General features: G+C 37.7%; 19 protein-coding genes. 4 read left to right on the top strand and 15 right to left on the bottom strand.

Translation table 11 applies throughout. The annotated features are described in order from the left end of the window. Positions 1–446 precede the first annotated feature (446 nt). From FTV17_RS02000 to FTV17_RS01970, 7 genes are all read right to left on the bottom strand, one after another. The gene (locus FTV17_RS02000) at positions 447–554 is read right to left on the bottom strand and encodes a DUF2474 family protein (protein ID WP_155757002.1); all 108 of its coding nucleotides are present in this window, start codon (positions 552–554) and stop codon (positions 447–449) included. Positions 555–565: 11 nt separating this feature from the next. Then, entirely contained in the window at positions 566–1,570 is a 1,005-nt protein-coding gene (cydB, locus tag FTV17_RS01995; protein WP_179997941.1) for a cytochrome d ubiquinol oxidase subunit II, read from the bottom strand. After that, on the bottom strand, positions 1,567–3,012 hold the full coding sequence (locus FTV17_RS01990) for a cytochrome ubiquinol oxidase subunit I (protein WP_179997940.1): 1,446 nt from the start codon (positions 3,010–3,012) through the stop codon (positions 1,567–1,569). The genes cydB and FTV17_RS01990 overlap by 4 nt, the downstream gene beginning before the upstream one ends. A gap of 236 nt (positions 3,013–3,248) precedes the next feature. Further along, positions 3,249–3,662 carry a DUF2946 domain-containing protein gene (locus FTV17_RS01985; protein WP_179997939.1) on the bottom strand — a complete coding sequence of 138 codons (414 nt, stop codon included), beginning with the start codon at positions 3,660–3,662 and terminating at the stop codon, positions 3,249–3,251. Positions 3,663–3,854: 192 nt separating this feature from the next. Further along, complete coding sequence (locus FTV17_RS01980; protein WP_179997958.1) at positions 3,855–4,742, bottom strand: MBL fold metallo-hydrolase; 888 nt, start codon at positions 4,740–4,742, stop codon at positions 3,855–3,857. 14 nt (positions 4,743–4,756) lie between these two features. Next, on the bottom strand, positions 4,757–5,173 hold the full coding sequence (locus tag FTV17_RS01975; protein WP_179997938.1) for a DUF6691 family protein: 417 nt from the start codon (positions 5,171–5,173) through the stop codon (positions 4,757–4,759). Next, complete coding sequence (locus FTV17_RS01970; protein WP_179997937.1) at positions 5,174–5,590, bottom strand: YeeE/YedE family protein; 417 nt, start codon at positions 5,588–5,590, stop codon at positions 5,174–5,176. It lies immediately after the preceding gene. Between the two features lie 102 nt (positions 5,591–5,692). On the opposite strand from FTV17_RS01970, the gene FTV17_RS01965 reads away from it, so the two are divergent. Then, positions 5,693–6,010: a metalloregulator ArsR/SmtB family transcription factor gene (locus FTV17_RS01965; protein WP_179997936.1), complete on the top strand. Its 318-nt coding sequence runs from the start codon at positions 5,693–5,695 to the stop codon at positions 6,008–6,010. Positions 6,011–6,127: 117 nt separating this feature from the next. Here FTV17_RS01965 and dsbG read toward each other — a convergent pair whose 3' ends face one another. Genes dsbG through dsbD form a run of 3 tightly spaced genes read right to left on the bottom strand, consistent with a single transcriptional unit; the run spans position 6,128 to position 9,686 of the window. Then, positions 6,128–6,859, bottom strand: a complete 732-nt coding sequence (dsbG, locus tag FTV17_RS01960; protein WP_179997957.1) for a thiol:disulfide interchange protein DsbG — start codon at positions 6,857–6,859, stop codon at positions 6,128–6,130. Positions 6,860–6,879: 20 nt separating this feature from the next. Beyond that, the gene (locus FTV17_RS01955) at positions 6,880–7,725 is read right to left on the bottom strand and encodes a TlpA disulfide reductase family protein (RefSeq protein ID WP_179997935.1); all 846 of its coding nucleotides are present in this window, start codon (positions 7,723–7,725) and stop codon (positions 6,880–6,882) included. Beyond that, the gene (gene dsbD / locus FTV17_RS01950) at positions 7,725–9,686 is read right to left on the bottom strand and encodes a protein-disulfide reductase DsbD (RefSeq protein ID WP_179997934.1); all 1,962 of its coding nucleotides are present in this window, start codon (positions 9,684–9,686) and stop codon (positions 7,725–7,727) included. The genes FTV17_RS01955 and dsbD overlap by 1 nt, the downstream gene beginning before the upstream one ends. Before the next feature lie 1,113 nt (positions 9,687–10,799). Here dsbD and FTV17_RS01945 point away from each other — a divergent pair. After that, positions 10,800–11,612 carry a M48 family metallopeptidase gene (locus tag FTV17_RS01945; protein WP_179997933.1) on the top strand — a complete coding sequence of 271 codons (813 nt, stop codon included), beginning with the start codon at positions 10,800–10,802 and terminating at the stop codon, positions 11,610–11,612. Positions 11,613–11,657: 45 nt separating this feature from the next. Here the strand turns inward: FTV17_RS01945 and FTV17_RS01940 are convergent, their stop codons facing one another. From FTV17_RS01940 to hrpA, 4 genes are all read right to left on the bottom strand, one after another. Further along, the gene (locus FTV17_RS01940; protein WP_179997932.1) at positions 11,658–12,485 is read right to left on the bottom strand and encodes an NAD(P)-dependent oxidoreductase; all 828 of its coding nucleotides are present in this window, start codon (positions 12,483–12,485) and stop codon (positions 11,658–11,660) included. Between the two features lie 469 nt (positions 12,486–12,954). Continuing rightward, positions 12,955–13,725: a lysophospholipid acyltransferase family protein gene (locus FTV17_RS01935; RefSeq protein ID WP_092768833.1), complete on the bottom strand. Its 771-nt coding sequence runs from the start codon at positions 13,723–13,725 to the stop codon at positions 12,955–12,957. 19 nt (positions 13,726–13,744) lie between these two features. Beyond that, positions 13,745–14,860 carry a beta-ketoacyl-ACP synthase III gene (locus FTV17_RS01930; protein WP_035270185.1) on the bottom strand — a complete coding sequence of 372 codons (1,116 nt, stop codon included), beginning with the start codon at positions 14,858–14,860 and terminating at the stop codon, positions 13,745–13,747. Positions 14,861–14,906: 46 nt separating this feature from the next. Then, positions 14,907–18,821: an ATP-dependent RNA helicase HrpA gene (gene hrpA, locus FTV17_RS01925; RefSeq protein ID WP_179997931.1), complete on the bottom strand. Its 3,915-nt coding sequence runs from the start codon at positions 18,819–18,821 to the stop codon at positions 14,907–14,909. A gap of 362 nt (positions 18,822–19,183) precedes the next feature. Between hrpA and ahpC the strand changes: the two genes are divergently transcribed. Both ahpC and FTV17_RS01915 read left to right on the top strand, forming a co-directional pair. Beyond that, positions 19,184–19,747 carry an alkyl hydroperoxide reductase subunit C gene (gene ahpC / locus FTV17_RS01920; RefSeq protein ID WP_004784041.1) on the top strand — a complete coding sequence of 188 codons (564 nt, stop codon included), beginning with the start codon at positions 19,184–19,186 and terminating at the stop codon, positions 19,745–19,747. A 292-nt stretch (positions 19,748–20,039) separates the two neighbouring features. Further along, positions 20,040–20,246: a KTSC domain-containing protein gene (locus FTV17_RS01915; RefSeq protein WP_004784043.1), complete on the top strand. Its 207-nt coding sequence runs from the start codon at positions 20,040–20,042 to the stop codon at positions 20,244–20,246. A 16-nt stretch (positions 20,247–20,262) separates the two neighbouring features. Here FTV17_RS01915 and FTV17_RS01910 read toward each other — a convergent pair whose 3' ends face one another. Continuing rightward, positions 20,263–20,853, bottom strand: a complete 591-nt coding sequence (locus FTV17_RS01910; protein WP_179997930.1) for an O-methyltransferase — start codon at positions 20,851–20,853, stop codon at positions 20,263–20,265. Positions 20,854–20,865 lie beyond the last annotated feature (12 nt).

The raw sequence follows: 20,865 nt of genomic DNA, 5'->3' as shown, positions 1-20,865 counted from the left end.
AAACTGTGGCTAAATTTATTCAGGCTTAAGTTCAGAACAACTCAAGCCTAAACTCAGGAAACATCACCTGTCACGGGTGACTCATCTTGACGCTTTGCCAGATTGCTCCACCAGTCTGGCTTTTTTTTCACAGTAATTAGACCATGAACAACGACAATTAAATATCAGTCTCGTGATACCTTAAAACGGCGATAGTTATGTCATAAGTGATTGAAACGATGTCACTCATCATTCTCAAAGATTCAGATGATTTTTCTAATTTGATCTTAATTCAATTGTTTAAGTAAATTTTTGAAGCGTTATTTTAGAAGCTAAAATCCGCTTAATTATCCCTATATCATAGTTTCTATTACCCAATTATGATCAACAACGATTAGTCGTTAGTATTTAAATTAAAAACCCATCACCTAGATGATGGGTTAATTGTTGATGTCTAAAGATTTAGATTAATACGCCCACTGGATGAGCAATCGAAATAGACCAGCAATCAATAATAGACTTAAAAAACCACCGAGCCATAAAACAATAAACCATCCTGCTTGATTCAGTTTCATTATCATTCTCCTCAGTGATAACCTTCGTCACCAACACGGACCTTGTCTCTAAATACCCAATAAGATAAAGCGGTATAAAACAATATAATTGGGATTAGAATGAGTGCACCAATGAGAGCAAATAATTGACTACTTTGAGGTGCAGCAGCTTGCCAAATCGTTACACTTGGCGGAATGATATTAGGCCATAAACTAATTAAGAAGCCCGTATACGCAAGAAATACCAAAGCCAATGTATAGATGAAAGGCGCAAACTCCTGACGACGTTTACAAGCTCTGAGCGCTAGGAAAGTGAAAATCAATACCAGTATTGGTACGGGACTGAAATACCACATTTGTGGCTGACTAAACCAACGCTGTGCAATATCGTCATGTACAAGGGGAGTATAAATACTGACAGCGCCAAATATTAGAAATAACGCGATCATAAGCTTAGGCATCAGACGGTACATATGATCTTGTACACGCTCATCCGTTTTAAAAATTAACCATCCGCAACCGAGTGTCGCGTATAAAACAACAACGCCTAAACCTGTAAAGAGTGAAAATGGAGTGAGCCAATCCAGACCACCACCCGTGAACACACCATTGATGGTCTGTATTCCTTGAATATAAGCGCCTAAAATCACACCTTGTAAAAATGAAGCTAAAATTGAACCCCAAATAAATGCTTGGTCCCAAAGTGCTTTAGTCCGATTAGCCTTAAAACGAAACTCAAAAGCGACTCCACGAAATATAAGTGCGATCACCATTAAGGTAATGGGCATATATAATGCAGACAATACAGTCGAATATACCAGTGGAAAAGCGGCAAATAAACCAGCTCCACCAAGTACCATCCAAGTCTCATTGCCATCCCATACGGGTGCTACAGTATTCATCATGACATCACGCTCTTGGCGATCTTTCACAAATGGAAATAAAATACCAATTCCCAAATCAAAACCATCAAGAACGACATAAATCAACACACCTAGTGCGATGATCACAATCCAAATCAATGATAAATCAATCATTTCAAATTCTCCTGATCATTCACCTTGTTTGATGCTTCAAGTTGTTGTTCATTATCAATGGTACTCATCGGGCGTTTAGACGCTCGGATCACTTCGCCATCTGAATGTGGTGTTGAATAAATAAATTCTGGTCCTTTCACCATCATTTTCAACATATAAAAGATACCGATACCAAATACGATGCAGTACACCACAACAAAAATAATCAGCGTCAGCCCAACCTGTTCAGCAGAGACAGGAGATAACGCATCTTTGGTACGCATTACACCATAGATAATCCAAGGTTGACGTCCCACCTCTGTGGTAAACCAGCCTGCCAATAATGCAATAAAACCTGAAGGCCCCATCCACAAAGCAAACTTGTGCAACCATTTAGACTCATAGAAGTTGCCTGTCTTACGTAGCCATAGACCAAATACAGCCAGCAAGATCATGAGCATGCCCATACCCACCATGATTCGGAAACTCCAAAAAACGATGGTTGAATTAGGTCGATCCTCAGGTGCGAATTCTTTTAAACCTTTAACCTCACCATCAATGGTATGTGTCATGATCAGGCTACCCAGATTTGGAATACCAATCGCATATTTAGTTTCTTCAGCTTCCATATCTGGAATACCAAATAGATACAACGGCATACCATGATCTTTATTGGTTTCCCAATGACCTTCGATTGCAGCTAATTTAGCAGGCTGATGTTCTAAGGTATTCAATCCATGTAAATCACCCACGAACATTTGTAGTGGAGCTAAAGCAAGGATCATCCACATTGCCATCGAGAATGACTTTTTCACTAATGCATCACGGCGTCCTTTGAGTAGATGCCATGCAGCAGTTGCGGCAACCAATAAGCTTGAAACCAAGAAAGCAGCCAGTGCCATATGCGCTAATCGATAAGGAAAGGATGGGTTAAAGACAATCGCGAACCAATCTTGAGGAACGATTATTCCATTTTCAAATGCAAAGCCTTGAGGTGTTTGCATCCAGCTATTAGATGACAAAATCCAAAACATGGATATACATGTTCCTATTGCCACCATTAAGGTTGCAAAAAAATGCGTCTTTGGTCCAACTCGCCCCCAGCCAAACAACATGATACCGAGGAAACCAGCTTCTAAGAAAAACGCACTGAGCACTTCATACGTCAGCAATGGTCCAGTGACACTACCAGCTATACGTGAAAATTCACTCCAGTTGGTTCCAAACTGATAGCTCATCACTACGCCTGAAACGACACCCATACCAAATGATAGTGCAAATATTTTGATCCAAAATTTAAACAGATCTCGATAAACAGGATCATTCGTTTTTAGCCAACGCCATTCGAGCACAGCTAAAAAACTTGCCAATCCAATCGAAATTGCCGGAAAGATGATGTGAAATGAAACAGTGAATGCAAATTGTATACGCGCCAATTCGAGCGCTGTTAGTCCTAGATCCATGACGTCACCTTATCGTTGAATTTTGTGGTGAATGTTGTTCTTCACTGAGTTTAAAACTACAGTCAGAATTACATTGTAGATGTCATGTATCACTCCGATAACACGCGATTTTAAATTCACTTTTTTGAGCATAAGTGAATACCGTCTGTTGGCTACAGACTGTTTAAAGATTTTTTTCATAAGATTGAACTCTACATAAATTGATTAAGATCAAAATGATCCAAGGTTTAAATCAATTAGAGTCCAAAAGGTGGCGCTCGGCCTTGAGGCAGAAGATAGAGCTTCTGTAAAGAAAAATAGACGTGCCAAAAAGAATTGCGGTAGAAGCTCAACTTAACTTGTAAGCGATCAAAAATTTCTTTTACACCAAAATCAAATGTTAAGACGAGGTCTCCATACACAGTGCAATATTGGCATTGGTGAGTAATTTGATTATGGTCGTGATGATGTTCGTTTTCACTCAAATGGTGGACGAGATCGCGATAAGTCTCATGAACATGCTGATGGCGTTCTGGAGAAAGTAAATTATGCATAATAGACATACATACCGGAGCGATATGAAATTTCTCCGGTAAGATCGGTTGTAAATAAACCGCTAGTTGTAATAACACCGTTGCAAATGCAATGATGAGTCCACTAGATCTTAGCAAAATTTCCTCTCAACTCTTATCGATAAAGAGTGTTTAGAAACATAGAAAAAATCAAGTTAATAACCGACTAGGCTGATCAACTTTCATGCTTAACTATACGCCTATTGAACTTGTTTTTAAAGCCTTTTTCAATTTTATACATAACATGTATTTATAATATTTATAAAAATAAAAGTAGCTAAACTTTAAGATTTAAAAAAAATTTAAAGGGATTTTCAAATAAGATACTCCATTGTGTTCAGTGGGCGGAAATTTGCCACCGTTCATATTGATTTGAATGGCTGGTAAAATGAGCTTTGGCATCCCCAATGTCGCGTCACGGCTATTGCGCATTTCCACAAAATCATTCTTTTTTGAATCAATTCGAATGTGTATATTCGATGCTTTTTGCGTTCTTATATCCGTTTGACACATATACTGGTGTCGATTTTCTGGTAAATAATCGTGACATAGATATACACGCATATGATCAGGCAGTTGATAAAGCTTCTGAACTGAATCAAATAATTCTGCTGCACTGCCCCGTGGAAAATCACATCGTGCTGTACCATAGTCTGGCATAAATATAGTATCACCCACGAAAACTGCATCACCTATCACATAACTAAGACAAGCAGGTGTATGACCAGGTGTTGGAATATTGTAGGCTTCAATTTCTCCAATTTGGAAACACTCATGATCTTTAAATAAATAATCGAATGGTTGCTGTGCGTTTATTGCCTTAATATCCAATTGATAAATTGAGCCAAATGTTTCTTGTACAATTCCAATATGATGACTCATGGCAATTTTGCCACCTAGCTTTGATTTTAAATATTGCGCAGCGGTCAAATGATCAGCATGCACATGTGTTTCTAAAATCCACTCAACCTTGTAATGCTGTTCATGTATGTATTGAATCATCTGGTCAGCATGTTCCGTCGTTGTTGTCGCAGAAGCAGCATCAAAATCTAAAACACTATCGATAATGGCGCAACTTAATGTAACAGGATCAGCCACGACATAACTAAATGTATTGGTATTTTGATCAAAAAAATCTTTAATTAGCGGCTTGATTTGATCTTGAGTGGCATCTTTCATCACTAGTTTCATAATTATGCTCCCATCCATTTACGGTGAATCAAAACTCCTATCAACATCGCAATCACAAAATAGAGTGATTGATAATGCCCTAAACCAATCAATGTTAATCCTGGTGCTGGACAGATGCCTGCGATGCCCCAGCCTATACCAAACAAGCTAGCACCTATAATGAGCTTGTTATCAAGCTGATTGCTCTTTGGTAAATCAATAGTCTCATTGAATAGAGTTAAAGGTTTTTCACTTCTGGTTACGATCTGAAAGGGTATGAATGCCACGACAATGGCACCCATCATGACAAATGCCAAACTTGCATCCCACTCCCCAAATAAATCAAGAAAATTAAGAACTTTTTCAGGGTTCGACATTCCAGATAACATGAGCCCCACGGAAAAAAGTGAGCCAAACAAAAAAGCAAAAAGGTTTTTCATTTAGAATGCTCCTGTGACATGCCGAATTAAATAAACCGTTATAAAGCCTGTCACCATAAAGCTCAGTGTTGCCACAATAGATCTTTTGGACAATCTACTTAAACCACAAATGCCATGCCCACTTGTACAGCCAGAACCTAAACGTGTTCCAAATCCAACTAAAATACCTGCCACGATCATCATGAATGGACTTGCTTCGAGTTCAATTTCAGGCTGAACCCAAATACCATAGATAAAGGGTGAGATGATGAGACCCATTAAAAACCACAATGCTGGTGTTTTGAAAACTGTATGCGGATTTAGTACTTGACCGATTAAACCACTAATCCCTGCTATTCGACCATTCACATATAAGTATCCAACCACAGATAAACCGAGTAGTGCTCCACCTAAAAAAGCAATCACAAAATCATGCATAACAATTTACTTATTTACAATATATTTTTTTATATTATATAATTTTGAAAAATAATCAAGATGTTTTAACATACGCATCCTTCTGTTTCAAAGGAACATCCAATGCCGTCTGATGTTGAATTCAATCAAATGGATTTTTCACAAGTTGATCAAGTCAGCGATCGACTTAAAGTCCTGTCGAATCCTGATCGCTTAAAGATACTTTGTATTTTAGTAGATGGTGAATTGAACGTTCAGGAAATTGAGAATCGAACTCAAATCTTTCAACCCACGCTTTCACAACAGTTAACCGTATTACGTAAAGCTGAAATGGTGGTGACTCGTCGTGAAGGTAAACAAATTTTTTATCAAGTGAGTGATCCTAAAGTCCTCACCATTATACAAACGCTTTATAGCTTATATTGCGATCCTACTTCATAATCTTGCAATTCTTTCAGTTGTGGATATGAGACTCAAATACGATCATATTCTCCATGCAAATGACCATGTATTAAATTTTAAAGTTTTGTATTCAAGAGTACTAAAGACCAAAAAATTCTATTTTTCAAAAACTTCTTGCAAGTCTTTTGCCATTCCTTGCATAGACTTGAACTCTCCTTGTTGATTTTTCCATACCATAGCGGGCGTGGAAAAAAATCCATATTTATCCATGAGTGACTCGTTATAGTCGATTTTTTCATGTAAAGATTTTGATATATTTTGCGTAACAACTAATCGCTCTTTACCTTTCTTTTTATTGTAGTCATTAAATACTTTAGCAGGATCACTTGAGTTAAGTATGGTGGCAATTTGCCCTCGACTATCTTCTCGAATCACACCAACTTGTATATGTCGAAGTTGAACTTTTCCCGAGTTTACCCATGGTCGTGCAGCTTCCCAAAATTGATGGCAATATGGGCAGTTAGGATCTGAAAATACATAAACAACACGTGCTGCTGTATTTTCACCATCTTGAATCCAAGTCGACTTTTCAATGCTCTTCCATACATCATCTAATACGGCGTCTTTGACATGTGTATTTAATGCTTCAATAGAAATATTTTCACCTTGAGCATTATATAAATCACCCATAATGTAATATTTCTGATCATTAGAAATAAAAACCGTGCCTGGATGTTGGTTCATATGTCCTGCCCATCCTGTCATACCTGCTGGTGCTGGAATTTCTTTTACAAACTCAAAGCCCTCTGCTGAAATCTGCTTTTTTAAATCCGCATAACTGACGCTACTTATTAAAAATACGCTAGACAACAATATTAATTTATTTATATCTTTCATAACCTTTAGCTCTACTCAGCTGTCATTTTAATTAAATATTCTTGCAATTTTGCAGCGCTTAACTCACCCATATGTCTATCCACCAATTTACCTTTCTCATCGTAAAACAATGTAGTTGGCAAGCCAAAACTATTGCTCTGCTTGGGCATTTCCCCATTTACATCAAGTCTGACATTTTTAAAGTTGAAGCTGTGTTTTTGTAAATAGTTTTGAACCGTTGTGATATCTTCACCTTGATTGAGCATCACAAAATGAATATTGGGATGAGCCTTTTGTGCTTGAAAAAGTATTGGCATCTCTCTATCACATGGCGGGCACCAACTCGCCCACAAATTTACGACTGTAGGCTGACCCAAAAAATCTGTGAAATACCCTTCATTCTTATTTTCACTATGATCAGTTGGGAGTATCTGAAAACTTAGATCAGGATAAAAACTTTCAACCTTGTATTGAGTTTTTATCATTACGCCAATCGCTACCCAAAATAAAAACACCCCAACTAAAATGATTTTCATTTTTGTTCGTAAGCTTCGATTGAGAATGATATAGCTTAGCCCACCGAAGAATAATCCATTCCATAAGCTAAATCCTTTATCTTGGATTTTGAGTATATCTAAAGGATTTTCAATATAAATCTCCCAATAGAACATAACAAAGATGACTCTAGCGGCAACTGCTCCAATAATGATGCTTGTCCACACTGAATCTTTACTGATTTTGACTTGGGTATCTGTCCATTTATAGTGATGACCTAAAACATTGATCAGGATACTGATGAACAGTATCCCACTGAATAGAATCAATAAAACCCATGGAAACATGAGTGATCCAAGTTGAATCCCATCAAATGAAATCATTACTGAACCATCCCGACAGATTGTTCCTGCAATCGATTTAATAACTGTGTTGCAGTAAAAGTGCCAGTCAAGCGCAGATCACGTATTTCATCATGTTGCGTATTTAAAAAAATAAATGTTGGCGGACCTAAAATTTGCCATTTTTTTAACAGTTCATCTTGGCTTGGTTCAAAATGAGTGAGATCTAATTTAATTAAAACCAACTCATTGAGTTTGGCTTGAACATCTTCACGTGGAAGTACCTCTTTTTCTATCGGTTGACATGCAACACACCAATCTGCGTAAACATCAATTACTACGGCTTTACCTTGATTTACTTTCAAAACATTTGAAAGCTGCGCGGCAGAGTTGACTTTATGCCATGTATGTAATGTTTTGGCCTGCGTTACAAGCGAGTGCGTATACCCTTGCTGCACATAATTCACTCCTAAAAACATCATGCCAAGACTGAGTAATATGATGATGCTTTTAACCACTATTTTTTCGACATAAGGTCGCATTTTCCAGAGTAAATATACAGCGAATCCAAGAAGTAAAAGACCCATCAGAATTTGATAAATACTGGTTGGAATAAGTGGCCGTGCAAAATAAATGGCCACAAGCAACATCACGAAACCAAAACAGACCTTGAGTCGATCCATCCATACCCCAGGTTTAGGTAAAAAATGCGTCCCGAAAACTGCCGCAATAAAAAGCGGCAAACCAATCCCAATGCCCAAAACAAAAAGATAAGTCGACCCTAATAAAGGTTGGTTCATCTGTGAGACAAATATTAATGCTCCAGCCAATGGAGCACTCATGCAGGGTCCAACAATCAGTGCAGAAATCATCCCCATGAGTCCTGCACCGATCAATGTTCCACCTTTTTGTTTTTGTTGCCAAAGATCTAAGCGTTGTAATATTCCTTGAGGTAAAGAGATTTGAAATGCACCGAAAAGATTAAGGGCAAAAGTAATAAATAGGAGACAAAAAATACTAATGAAGATCGGACTTTGAAACCAACGCTGAAAACTATAGCCCAGTTGAAAAACAACGAATCCCATTAACGCATAAACGATAGCCATCCCTGTGACAAAAATAAAAGCTATTATCGCGGCACGATAACCTCTGTGATTTTGCACAAGAATGCCTGATAAAATCGGAATTAAGGGCAATGAACAAGGCAAGAATGCCAACAATATTCCAAGTCCTAAAAACACCAATAAAGTAAGCCATACACTTTGTTGAGAGAGCAAATTTAAAAAAAATTGATCGTTGTTCCATACACCCGAAAAACTGGCTGGCCTATTCAGATTTTCTTTAGATAAATTTGCATCTAGCGTGGATTGATCCTCACTGATTAAATTATTTTCCCCAAATTCGGTTTTATCTCGCTCAAGCGCAGTACCGTTAAAATTTTTACGATCTGCGACTGTATTGTTATCCTTTGAAATGAGTTGTGTTTCTGTTTTTGGTGAAGCATTTTCTTGTGCATCTCGAGTATTTACAACTCCATTAGATGCCGCTGAAATTTCTTTGAGATTTAAAACTTTCTTAGCTTGTGTAGTTTGCTGCGCTGGGAATAAACCTGTGCTGTCAGTTGTTATCGTTGTTCTTTGAATCGGATAACATAAACCACTTTCAGCACATCCTTGCCATTGAATCTTAAATTCTTGATTTGGTTTGACTGGAATATTGCTGATTACATCCTGATAATGCACTTGGGTCATACCAAAGTTTGGATCATCTTTCTCTTTTGGGCGTGGTAGAGATAACTTTACAGGACCTTGAATGTCTGAAACTTTGATTTGATCATGATAGAGATAGTAACCATCTGCGATCTTCCATTTTAGTTCAGCTTGATGATGACTGACTGATACTGCCTCAAATTGAAATGCTTGATTTGGTGGTAGAAAATCTGCAAATGCAAAACTACTCACCAAAGAACCAAGCAATAAACTACCCTTAAACCACTTATTCATATTGACTGTATCAGTTCCTGTCTAGTCGTTCAAAGTTCAACGAATGAATTAAGAAAGCGTGATAAAAACAAATGCCGCTTCAACGCCCATCGTCACTCGAGATCGCTCATACATTTGTACTCACCCTAACATGAACTTTATATCGCAAAAAATCTCATTATTCCGTTGGAATTCTTTAAATATTTCTGTTGATCACCTTGGCACAGCGTTTGTGATTGAGACTTGACTCGAACCACCAAAGAAACCCTCATTTGATTCACCGAGTACTCAACATCAAGATTAATCATTCTTTCAAAATACGATGCGATTGAATGACGAGTACTGAAAACTCAAGTTCAGGTTAAACATCTCTGAAATTGAACGAATTGATACTTATATTGACTGAAAACAAAATAAGTTTAGATGAATTTATTTTAAAGTGTTCTGTTGTATCGATTGGCTAGGATAAGCTGCATGCGCATATTAATGATGCTCAGACCTTATCAAAAATCAAACAGGCCTTATAACACTGTGATCAAAAAAATTCGTGGTTAAAAAATCATATAATTAGTCCCCCCAAATTTAATTAAAACACCCAACGATAATATGTGTGAATTAAATCACAAAATACACCAAATCAACATGTAAGAAAAACTTCACAATAGAAGAATTAATTTTTAATAGCCTTGAATGAAATTCCAAGAATATTTCGTTATGAGTTATTTATCAATATTCAACTAAAATAGTGAGAATTTATTCTCATATTAAATTAAATTCAAAAACAGAATCACAATTAAATATTTAAAAAAACAATAATAAAACATAAAATATTGATTTATATATACTATTAATTTTAATAAATATTAACCCAATCACAAATAATATAATAAAAATATAATAAAATACAAAATATATATAAATAAAATAATTTATCTAAATAATAAAATAACAAATAAAAAAATATTATTGTGACTCAAATCTCATTATAACCACCATGATATTAATTTGTTCAAATTAATAATTAAAATAATGTTTGTTTAATTAATCTAAATACTGAACAATAATTAAACACGAAATCTGACCATTAAAAATCAAGTCAGCTTTCAAATAATATCCCATCATTAAGGTGTAATTATGAAATCCTTCGCGTTTGGTATTATAAGTTCAATTGCATTAATCTCGACTGGCTGTGTTTCAACCACATCATTAGGCACTGTAGCTTCCGAACGCAAACAACTCATGATTATTCCGGAATCAGCTTGGAATAAAATTTCAAACCGTAGCTATAATAAATTTGAAAAGAAAGCGAAAACTAAGTCTTTATATCTTGAAGATCCACGCTTAAATCAAATTTTGGCACGTTTAATCCCACATGCTAATCAATATTTACGTGAAGGTCGTCAACCAATTCAATGGCGAATTAACGGTGTGCTCAGCAGCAAACCGAATGCCCAATCCTTTCAAAGTGGGCAAATTGTAGTTAATTCGGCTGTATATATGTTTGAAAACTTATCTGATGACGAGTTAGCCACCCTAATTGCGCATGAAATGGCACACATTATCCGTAATCATAGTCGTGAAAAGGCTTCTCGTTTCGCAGCAATGAATTTGGGTCTAATGGGTGCAACCATGGGAACTGGGGCTGCCATCGGGCTTGCAAGTGGTTTATCTGGTAATCAAACCAATATGTCTCATCGCCGTCATCTAGAAGAAGAAGCTGATTTGATTGGTTTAGATTTGATGGTGAGAGCGGGCTACAATCACAATGCAGCACTCTCATTTTGGGATAAATTCGAAGCAAATCTCAACAAACGTAAAATGAATAAAGATCAATCAACTTTGTTTGCAAGTCATCCGAGCAATGACCAACGCAAAGCATTCTTAACCGAACAAGTCATGCAGATCGAAATGTATCGAAAGGATGTCAACCTCACTGCATTACGATAATCTAGTATAAATAATAAAGCCCAACACAATGTTGGGCTTTTTCATTTATGGATCAACAAATAGATCAACCATCAATTCTTCATCTGATGGTTCCACTCGATATTTTTCGAAATCAGTTTCACCTTTCTCTCTTAATATCTCTTCATCGATCATCATACGACCCGTGATCGAACGTTTCTCACTCGTCAAGATTGCATACGCTGCATCAGCCATGATTGCCGGTGTCCGAGCCTTGCTAAATAACTCACGTCCACCGAGAGAAAACTCAATCGCTGCAGTTGCAATAATGGTTCTAGGCCACAAGGCATTAACACTTATTCCATAACCTTCGAATTCTTGATTCATTCCCATGGTCAACATACTCATGCCATATTTACTGATGGTGTAAGGAGAATGAACCGCGAACCACGTTTCTTTTAAATTTAAAGGTGGAGAGAGACTAAGAATGTGTGGATTTTGACTTTGTTTTAAATAAGGCAAGGCAGCTTGACTACAGACCATAACGGCGCGAGTATTAACTTGATACATAAGATCAAAACGATTTGGATCAAGCGTTTCAACCCCACTCAAATTAATCGCACCAGCATTATTAATGAGGACATCTATCCCACCAAAATGTTCAGCAGCCTGTTTCATTGCGGCTGCGACAGCATCTTGATCTCGTACATCAAGTTGGATCGCTAATGCTCTCCCACCAGCTGCTTCTATTTCTTTTGCAACAGAATGAATCGTACCACTGAGTTTCGAATGTTCAGTGCTCGTTTTTGCAGCAACCACAATATTTGCACCATCTTTTGCAGCTTTAAGTGCAATCTCACGACCGATACCTCTGCTTGCACCTGTAATGAACAGTGTTTTTCCTTGTAGTGACATAATCCCTCTGTGTTATTTTGTTTTTGAGTTTTCAATGTACAAAAAAAAAGCACTTATGCAAAATTTCTTTATGAACCTCTAAGTCGTAGAAGCATACATTTTGCAATTACAAAATTAGAATTATTTTGATAGCATGCTAAAAAACATAAATAACATTCTGTTTTTATTAATTTTTCAAAAACCAACTATAGTTGCATTTTGTGCCAAAAAATCAACTTTGATTTTCAATCTTATTTTGTGTGAATTTAAAAAAGTGAAAATCGCGCTCATACGCTTATTATTATTCTGAGATAAAAAAAAGCCCAAGGAGGAGTACAATCTTTGGGCTTAGTAAACTGAATATTTACATTAAAATAATATACCTAATTGATATAAAATAGAAAGCACTAATTTATTTTTTTTATATTATTTTAAAAATATTTTTATAATCAACAATATAATTAGATTAACAAGTATAATTTTCTAGGATTTAATCTTGTCTATCTCGTATCAACTGCGTTGATGCAATATTTTCGTAAATCGTTTGCTGCAATTGATCTCTGAATTCAATCAAATCCTGTTCTGTTTTGATATTTGAGATTGATTGTCGTGGTAAAAATTTGAAATAGAATGGGACTCTTTTAGGAATAATATTTTTGGGTATTGAAGGCAAGACATCACCTTGACGGAGTAATTTTCCAATTTTAGGAACAGCTAAAAGCTTTTTAAACCACTTTTTTTCAAGCAAATAATTGGCATCAAGTGCCAAATCGAATACTTCATCACCACCTACAGCTACAAAAGGTGCAATGTCGTAGTCAAATTCTTGAGCTAACTTTAAGAATCCGTAGCGCTCTTTCCATATGAGTTGATATTCTTCCCCTTTGCGCTTTACTACCTCACGCCCACCACCTGGAAACACTAGGATAGAGTATCCTTGTTGCATTGCATCTCTGGCATATTCTCTTAAACCCTCAATTGCACCCATTTTATGAACCATATCTTTCCAATACGGTATTTTGAAATGAATGTGATCACCTAAACTCACAATTTTAATTTTGTGCTCTGTATATAGATAATCAATCAAAATTGGCGTATCAAATACGCCATAAATTGTATGATTACCCACATACATGGCAGGTCGATCAGCATTAAGATGTTCAACACCAAGAAAGGTCGGTTTAAAATAAAAACGTTGCAACAAACTACCATATCTGATCATTTTAGAATGGTGTTGGATTTGCAATGCTTTATTTTCCATTGAACATCTCTTTATCTAATTAAGCTACTCGCTTCTGAACCAGTATCGAACCAACAGAATAACCCGCACCAAATGAACATAATACGCCGTATTCACCATCATTCACTTGATCAGCTGTTCGATGTAAGGCAATGATGACACCAGCTGAAGAAGTGTTTGCAAACTCGTCTAAAATGATTGGAACTAAGTCTGGATCTGCTTCAGCAGCAGCTTTACCCACAACCAGCTTTAAAATTAACTCGTTCATGCTGGCATTGGCTTGATGTAACCAGAAACGTTTAACATTCGTCGGTTCGATTTGGTTTTTCTCAAGTTGCTTTGTAATCATTTTCGCAACCAATGGGCATACTTCTTTAAACACTTTACGACCATCTTGACGGAAGCGTTTATCATCCGCGTTGGTTGTTTCACTTGGATTCAAGAAGCCAAAATTATTACGAATGTTATTAGAGAATTGCGTAAACAATTGCGTATCTAAAATTTCGAATCCAGTTTTAGAATCTGTATCTTCGATAATTGAAGCTGTCGCCACATCACCAAAAATGAAATGACAATCACGTGAACGATAATCTGTATGACCTGATGTGATTTCCACATTGACCAAGAGCACACGACGAGCACCAGACTTAATCGCATCATAAGCTTGTTTTAAGCCAAATGTTGCAGCAGAACAAGCAACATTCATGTCATAAGCATAACCTTGAATGCCTAATGCAGTTTGAATTTCAATAGCAACCGCAGGATATGCACGTTGCATATTTGAACAAGCCAATATTACAACATCAATGTCTTCAGCAGTTACACCGGCATTTTCCATTGCTTGTTTTGAAGCGATCACACCCCACTCAGCTTGAAGTGAAATTTCATCATCTGATCGTTCTGCTAAGTTTGGACGTAAACGATTAGGATCTAATACGCCTTCCTTCTCTACAACATAACGTGCTTTAACACCTGAAGCCTTCTCAATAAATTCTGCACTTGAACCACGGCGTGCTTCAATTTCGCCCGCAGCAATTTTTTCAGCATTCTCTTGATTAAACTTTTCTACATAAGCATTTAAACTTTCAACCAATTCTTCATTGGTGATGACATGTTCAGGATGGAATAAGCCAGTGCCTGTAATACGAATGCCCATGCAAAACTCCTTTTTGAGTAACTCAATATTTCAAATTAAAGCTATATTAACTGATTCCGAGACGTTCCCATACTTTTTGAATACGGTTTGGCGAAATTGGCATCTTGGTTTTCATCGGTTGAGAGAATAATGAGATTCTCAGCTCTTCAACCATAAAATATAACTCTTTCAATTTCTGATCATTTTTATATTTAAATAATTTATCCATCCAAGGATCGACTTGAGCAATCGCATCATCATCTCGTTTTAGATTATGAGGCAAACGATCAATCCTGATCAATAAAGCTTTAAGATAGCGTGGAAATTCAATCCACACGTCTACAGATTTACTATAAGCAAAATCCGCTAAACTCATTAGATCAAGTTGATCTTCAATATCATCGATATTTTTACCAAATACATTGGCATCAATCATCATCAACTCGCGTCGAATTTGTTGCCATTGTACATAAATGTCATTAAAGGCAGCCAAGACCTTTTGACCATGCGTCAGGAAAGACTGCTTGACAGCCTGCAGAATTATTTGGAAATCTTGCGCATCTACAGGCTCTTTCTCTAAAGCCATTTGCAATGTTGCGTAAACTAACATTTGTTCTAACTGAGCTTTATCACCCAAAGGGGAATAGGCTAATGCGAGTAGTTTAGAGATTTGTTTTTTAAGCTGTCGAATCAAATCACCTAGCTGCATATGAATCAGGCGAATAATACCAGCACGATGATGGCGTATTGCTTCGTGCTGATCATTAAACGTTTGAATGACAACACCTGACTCATCCTTTTGCTCAAGTTTAGAAAATTCCTTGCTTGGTACAAGTGCTTGATATTGTTTGACGACGACACCTGTGACTTTTTGCGATGCTTCAAACACAAAATGCTCAGGGAAAGTTTGATACTCACCTTTTAACTGCTTGACTGGACTATGCGTTTCAGTACGACAGCGTGCTTTTAATTCTGATAAATCGCGACCTTGCTCAATCACTCGTCCTTTTTCATCGATGACTTTAATGAGCGGTAAAAGATATTGTTCAATTCGATCTACATTAAAATCTTTTTCAGTGATCTGTTCGCCTCTCAATTGAAAAGCTAAAAAACTAAAAATATGCTTTTGTAAATCTTGCGCATCTATTTTGGACATCAGTTTACGCGCAGTATCTGGTATAGGTACCAAGCCACGACGCTTATCTTTTGGAAGAGCTTTTAATAGTGCTTCAATCAAATCAAGACGCCAACCTGGAATGCCCCATGACCATAAGTTTTCATCTACTTGTGGCAGGGCCTGTAGTGGAATCTTGACCGTCGCACCATCTTCATCATGACTTGGATCAAATCGATAACTTGCTGCTAAACGAAGGTCCCCATTACGTAAGTAATCAGGGAACTGTTGGGTGGTTGGACGATCGTTAAGCCATAACGCATCGTCATCGATGAACAAATAACGTGGATTTTGAGGCTCAACTGTTGCACGCCAATCTTCAAAACTACGCCGACTCGCTACATCTTCAGGCACTTTTGCAGCATAAAACTGATAAATCGTCTCTTCGTCTACCACCAAATCACGACGTCGCAATTTGTCTTCAACTCGCTCAACTTCTTCTAGTTTAAGTAAGTTATGTTTTAAAAATGGCGGCGTAATCCCCAGATGACCCGTCGTTAAAGCATCGCGAAGGAAAATTTCATGCGCCGCAGTTTGATCGACCTTTTCGTAATTGATTTGACGCTTAGGCTCAATAATCAAACCAAACAGTGAAATTTGATCATATGCGTTAACTACACCTGCTTTTTTCGACCAATGCGGTTCAAAGTAATGATGTTTAACTAAATCACGTGCAGCTAGCAAAATCCACTCAGGCTCAATTTTCGCCAGTGTTCGTAAATACACCTGAGAGGTTTCTACCATCTCAAATGCCATGACCCATGGTGTATTGGTTTTGTGTAAGGTCGATGCAGGAAATATACGTGCCTTTTGTTGACGCACTGCCATGAATACATTGCGTTCATCTGTTTTATTTGCAATGAATGACAAGAGTCCCGTGAGTAAAGCTCTGTGAAGATTTTCGTAACTGGTTTTCTTTTCATTAAAAGAAAGCTTTAAGCCTTGAGCAAGATCAACCAGTTGCTCATGTGTTTTTTTCCATTCTCTCAAGCGTAGCCAACTCAAGAAATGATTACGTGCAAATGTGCGACGCTTATTTTCACTCATCTCCCGATTTGCAACCAACGCATCCCATAATTTGAGATAAAACAAAAAGTCAGAATCGGCTTCACGAAATAAGGCGTGCTTCTGATCCGCTTGCATTTGTTTATCAGCAGGACGCTCTCTTGGATCCTGAACAGCTAACGCAGCCACGATAATCAATACTTCATTGAGTGCCCCAAAATGAGCACCCCCCAAAATCATACGTGCGAGTCTTGGATCAATTGGCATTTTTGCCATTTGTTGACCAATTTTGGTAAGAGAATCGCCTTTGCCCTGAAGTCCACCTTTCTCCAATGATGAGGCTGTTTTAGCCGCAAGAGAAGGATTTCTCTTTTCCGTCATCGCCCCGAGTTCAATCAGCAGTTTACGCCCATCATTGACGAGACGATGATCAGGCGGTTCAATAAAGTCAAAATCTTCGAGTGTTCCAAGACCTAAACTCTGCATCTGCAAAATAACAGATGCCAAATTAGTACGTTTGATTTCAGGTTCAGTAAATTCGGGACGACTTAAAAAGTCTTCTTCTGAATACAATCGAATACACACACCCGGTGCAATACGACCACAACGACCTTTACGCTGATTGGCTGCTGCTTGAGAAATCGCTTCAATCGGTAAACGCTGAACGCGAGAACGATAGTTATAACGAGAGATACGTGCAAAACCACTATCAATGACGTAACGTATGTTTGGAACGGTTAATGCAGTTTCTGCAACGTTGGTAGCAATAATGATACGCCGTCCACCACCTGCAGGATTGAAAATCTTTTGTTGTTCAGATAACGCCAATCTCGCATACAAAGGCAGAACTTCTGTATGACGAGGTCCATGTTTGATTAAAGTTTCCTGTAGCTCACGAATCTCTTGTTCCGTACTGGCAAAAATCAAAATATCTGCGTGTTCAGGATGACCTTTTTCCTGTGCATCTTTGAAACATTCTTCAACCGCTGATACTACTGCGCGCGGTAGGTTTTCTTCAAAGTCATCAAACTCATCATCATCACTCCCTACAATACTCATTTCAGAGATCGGACGATAACGCACTTCTACAGGAAAACTACGACCTTCAACCTCAAAAATCGGTGCGTTATTGAAGTAACTTGAAAAACGATTAACGTCTAAAGTTGCAGATGTGATGATTACCTTTAAATCTCTCCTGCGCGGTAAAAGTTGCTTCAAATACCCCATGATAAAATCAATGTTTAATGATCGCTCATGCGCTTCATCAATAATAATCGTATCGTATTTGGTGAGAAAACGGTCATGAGCCAATTCAGCCAGCAAAATACCATCTGTCATTAAACGAACGATTGAGTCCTGTGAACCCTGTTCGTTAAACCTTACTTTAAATGAAATAGACTCACCCAGTTTTTCGCCAACTTCTTCTGAAATACGCTGTGAGACGCTACGTGCAGCCAGACGACGTGGCTGGGTATGGCCAATCAGACCAGTCAGGCCGCGACCTGCCAGCATGGCGATTTGTGGTAATTGCGTAGTTTTACCGGAACCGGTTTCACCAGCCACAATAATGACCTGATGTTGCTGGATCGCTTCAATCAGCTTGTCTGCATACTGGGTAACAGGCAGATCCTGATTCAGCTTGATATTGGGAATGCGTTCGATACGCTGCATGACTTTGGCATGCGATTTTTCAAATAATTCTCGATATTGCTTTTGGTTGGCGTCTTTACCTTTTTGGAGTCGATTTAAACGATGACGGTCACACGCCATAACGAGCTGATCTACATTTAAAGGACTCTGCACTGAGAAAACACCTGATATAAAAAAAGACAATAGGCAGCTATTTTACGCTGTATTGCCCCTAAGCGAAAGAACGGCCATTTTGAATATTTTTATAATTTTTTAATTTTTACCCTTGAATTTTACTGCTTGCGGCATCATGTCTGAAGAGGCATTAAACTGGGGTGAGTCTTGTCATGATGTATTCACCATTCTACGGTTGAATCATTTATATCAAGAGCAATGCTGTTTGCGCTGATGGTGTTTTATTTTTAGCTTAATTCGGTTTTTCCGATGTATGTTATGTAAAAATACTGTTTCAGCAAGAAAAATAATTTCTGTACCCTATTGGAAATTAAATACAAACCTCAATCATGGAGACAATGATGAGCTTAATTAATACTGAAGTTAAACCGTTCAAAACAACTGCGTTCCAAAATGGTAAATTCATCGAAGTAACAGAAGCTGACCTTAAAGGTAAATGGTCTGTAGTATTCTTCTACCCAGCTGACTTCACTTTCGTTTGCCCAACTGAACTTGGCGACCTTGCTGACAACTACGAAGAATTCAAAAAATTAGGCGTTGAAATCTACTCAGTTTCTACTGACACTCACTTCACTCACAAAGCTTGGCACGATTCTTCTGAAGAAATCAAAAAAATCCAATACGTAATGGTTGGCGATCCTACTTGGACTCTTGCTAAAAACTTCGACGTACTAATCGAAGCTGACGGCCTTGCTGACCGTGGTACTTTCGTGATCGATCCAGAAGGTAAAATCCAAATCGTTGAAATCAACGCTGGCGGTATCGGTCGTGATGCTCAAGAACTTCTTCGTAAAGTTAAAGCAGCTCAATACGTACACGCTCACCCAGGCGAAGTTTGCCCAGCTAAATGGAAAGAAGGCGACGCAACTCTTGCTCCTTCAATCGACCTAGTTGGTAAAATCTAATCTGTATTAGATTGAACTGATTTAAAAAACCACGCTTTTAGCGTGGTTTTTTATTTGAACGTTTATTTGATTGCTCTATTGGCCAAACGTTTTATTTTCCCTTTTCTTGTATCTAAAGCCATCCTATTAAATCTTTAATTTTCACCTTAAAGATCATATAAAAATCAGGCATGCATATTGCATCCTCTTCATAACAATCCCCTACTTATGCTTACAATTCAGTTATACATCTTCAATGTCAGTTGGCATAAGTTCAAGACATAAGATAATAATATTCAGTGGAGGAAAACGTATGCAAAAACTGCTAACCGTGATCTCATGGGCTTATAGTCCTTCTAGCCGCCACCTGAAAATCATTTATAGCAATGGCGATATAGAACTCTACCATCCTGTTCCCGAATTTGTTTATGACAACCTGTTAAGACGACAAGATAAAATGGCCTTTGTACAGAAGTATCTTGAATACAACTTACATTTTGACCGGGTTTGCCTGTTTTAATTTAACTAATTTCTACTTAACGATAAGTCACCATGAGTAAGCCAGCTCCAATCGGCAATGTACTCATGATAAAACGTGAATCCTGCTGGATGAGCTGAATAAATTCTTTTACTTCCGCAGCATGTGAAATAACATTATCCACCAGTAATACTCCACCTTTTGGCTTGAGTAATCGGGCCAAATGGGTCCAATAATCCACATAAGCATCACGTTCTGCATCTAACAATATAAAATCAAATACGTCTTGCTCAGCGTGCAGATAATGCAAGGCATCTGTCACTTTAAAATCAATCAAATCCTTCAAGCCTAGCTGACTTGCATACTGCTCGGCCTGCGCAACTCTTTCTGCGTCTATTTCTAATGTTGTAATCATCGCTTGATTCTGCCGGGCAGCTTCGGCCAGCCATAAAGTGGAATAGCCTGTAGAAGTCCCAATTTCCAGAATACGTTTGGACTGCTGGGCACGAATGAGTAATGATAAAAATCGGCCTGATTCAGGCTCAATATTTCGATAGCGTTGCAGACGTTCAGTTTGCTGAAGATCATGCGCATGAAAGGTCTTATACAGCTCCTGCATGAAACTTTCAAAATGTTGTAATTGATTCATTACTCTTCCCTG

The organism is Acinetobacter sp. YH12239, assembly GCF_013417635.1.
GTDB lineage: Bacteria > Pseudomonadota > Gammaproteobacteria > Pseudomonadales > Moraxellaceae > Acinetobacter.
This window is presented reverse-complemented; position numbering and strand designations above follow the sequence as displayed.

Coding starts and splice junctions, on each gene's coding strand:
- FTV17_RS02000 (WP_155757002.1), bottom strand. CDS start 554: ATGAAACTGAATCAAGCAGGATGGTTTATTGTTTTATGGCTCGGTGGT.
- cydB (WP_179997941.1), bottom strand. CDS start 1,570: ATGATTGATTTATCATTGATTTGGATTGTGATCATCGCACTAGGTGTG.
- FTV17_RS01990 (WP_179997940.1), bottom strand. CDS start 3,012: ATGGATCTAGGACTAACAGCGCTCGAATTGGCGCGTATACAATTTGCA.
- FTV17_RS01980 (WP_179997958.1), bottom strand. CDS start 4,742: ATGAAAGATGCCACTCAAGATCAAATCAAGCCGCTAATTAAAGATTTT.
- FTV17_RS01975 (WP_179997938.1), bottom strand. CDS start 5,173: ATGAAAAACCTTTTTGCTTTTTTGTTTGGCTCACTTTTTTCCGTGGGG.
- FTV17_RS01970 (WP_179997937.1), bottom strand. CDS start 5,590: ATGCATGATTTTGTGATTGCTTTTTTAGGTGGAGCACTACTCGGTTTA.
- FTV17_RS01965 (WP_179997936.1), top strand. CDS start 5,693: ATGCCGTCTGATGTTGAATTCAATCAAATGGATTTTTCACAAGTTGAT.
- FTV17_RS01955 (WP_179997935.1), bottom strand. CDS start 7,725: ATGATTTCATTTGATGGGATTCAACTTGGATCACTCATGTTTCCATGG.
- dsbD (WP_179997934.1), bottom strand. CDS start 9,686: ATGAATAAGTGGTTTAAGGGTAGTTTATTGCTTGGTTCTTTGGTGAGT.
- FTV17_RS01945 (WP_179997933.1), top strand. CDS start 10,800: ATGAAATCCTTCGCGTTTGGTATTATAAGTTCAATTGCATTAATCTCG.
- FTV17_RS01940 (WP_179997932.1), bottom strand. CDS start 12,485: ATGTCACTACAAGGAAAAACACTGTTCATTACAGGTGCAAGCAGAGGT.
- FTV17_RS01935 (WP_092768833.1), bottom strand. CDS start 13,725: ATGGAAAATAAAGCATTGCAAATCCAACACCATTCTAAAATGATCAGA.
- FTV17_RS01930 (WP_035270185.1), bottom strand. CDS start 14,860: ATGGGCATTCGTATTACAGGCACTGGCTTATTCCATCCTGAACATGTC.
- ahpC (WP_004784041.1), top strand. CDS start 19,184: ATGAGCTTAATTAATACTGAAGTTAAACCGTTCAAAACAACTGCGTTC.
- FTV17_RS01915 (WP_004784043.1), top strand. CDS start 20,040: ATGCAAAAACTGCTAACCGTGATCTCATGGGCTTATAGTCCTTCTAGC.
- FTV17_RS01910 (WP_179997930.1), bottom strand. CDS start 20,853: ATGAATCAATTACAACATTTTGAAAGTTTCATGCAGGAGCTGTATAAG.